The organism is Lacimonas salitolerans (assembly GCF_042677865.1).
Lineage (GTDB): Bacteria > Pseudomonadota > Alphaproteobacteria > Rhodobacterales > Rhodobacteraceae > Lutimaribacter > Lutimaribacter salitolerans.
On the sequence record NZ_JBHUDD010000082.1, the window covers coordinates 1 to 1,172 of the forward strand.

Sequence of the window (1,172 nt, forward strand, 5' to 3'; positions counted from 1 at the left end):
CGTTCTCATCCTGATTGACGCTGGATTCTCAGCCTGTTTGTCGCGCGGCACCACCCACCGCTGACCATCGCACAGTTGATGTCTCCATGACGCGGTGACACGCACCATGACGCTGTGCGGTTACCTCCAGCGGGACCGTCTGATCGACATTGCAACGTGGGGCCATTGATAAGGATATGCCCATGGCGGCCGACGCCCGTCGGCGTGCCCAAAAGATCGACCAACGCGTCGCGACCCTCAATCCCACTTACGGCTGGGCAAGGATGTCCAGCGGAGCAGCTACCATCCATTTCGCGCGCTGCAATCCCTGCTAGCCGCAGCCGTGGTCCTTCACTGCACCACACGGGGCCGCCTCCATCCCAGACATGTGTAGGCGTGCAGGTAAAACTCTCGCCCCGTGGAATGATTGGCACGTCTGCAAAGGCCGATGATGCGAAAAAAGCGGCAATCAGCGCGCCGAAAACAGATCTGAAGACAAAGAGAGTCACTGGGTTCCACCTGTTCTCAAGAGTATGTCATCAGGCCGTACCATAGACTGCACTCATCGAAAAACCTTGAATGGGCCTGCTGCGGAGGTTCTTCGAGGCACTCCGGGTTGAGGGACAGCACAGCTAGATCAGGCCGAGGCCTTTCAAGCAGCTTGCGGTGTCCATCAGCTGATGCGTCGGCACTTCGATCTTGATGGTGAAGCTGTCGGCAAAGGTCTGAGCGTAAACGCCGCCATCGTCCATCAAGGCCATCTCGATTTCTTCAAGGACGACGGTGATGCGGCTACGGTCAAAGTGCTCGGGCAGGTTCCGAATGGGGAGGCGAATGCTGGTGGTTTCCATGGGGTTCACTCCGCGTGTTCGCCTTCCTTGAAGGCGCTGTCAGTGATGCGCTTCAGGAGCTCGGCGTAATATTCGAGGTTGCCGACATGGCCTCAATGCAGGGCGTCAGGGTCGGAGCCGAAGTTCGCGTCGCTCAGCGCCTGTAGTCGCGCGAGCATCGCGTCGATCGCGGCCTTCTTGACGATGAACGCGTCTTTGGCTGTGGGGTGGTGGCTCATCTCGATGCGTCCTGAATTGCGATTTCTGCTGTCTTGAGCTTCGCTCTAGTCACCCGGAACCAAATTTGCCATCATTGATGTGAGGCGAACTTTGGGGGGTATGGCATGCGGGGTCGGGTATCTA

The 1,172-nt window shown here is 58.1% G+C and carries 1 protein-coding gene and 1 pseudogene; both read right to left on the reverse strand.

All coding sequences use genetic code 11. The annotated features are described in order from the left end of the window. Positions 1-611 precede the first annotated feature (611 nt). Complete coding sequence (locus ACFTOW_RS13345; RefSeq protein WP_379916522.1) at positions 612-830, reverse strand: hypothetical protein; 219 nt, start codon at positions 828-830, stop codon at positions 612-614. A 5-nt stretch (positions 831-835) separates the two neighbouring features. Continuing rightward, a pseudogene (locus ACFTOW_RS13350) lies at positions 836-1,048 on the reverse strand (hypothetical protein). Positions 1,049-1,172: the final 124 nt, after the last annotated feature.

Coding starts and splice junctions, on each gene's coding strand:
- ACFTOW_RS13345 (WP_379916522.1), bottom strand. CDS start 830: ATGGAAACCACCAGCATTCGCCTCCCCATTCGGAACCTGCCCGAGCAC.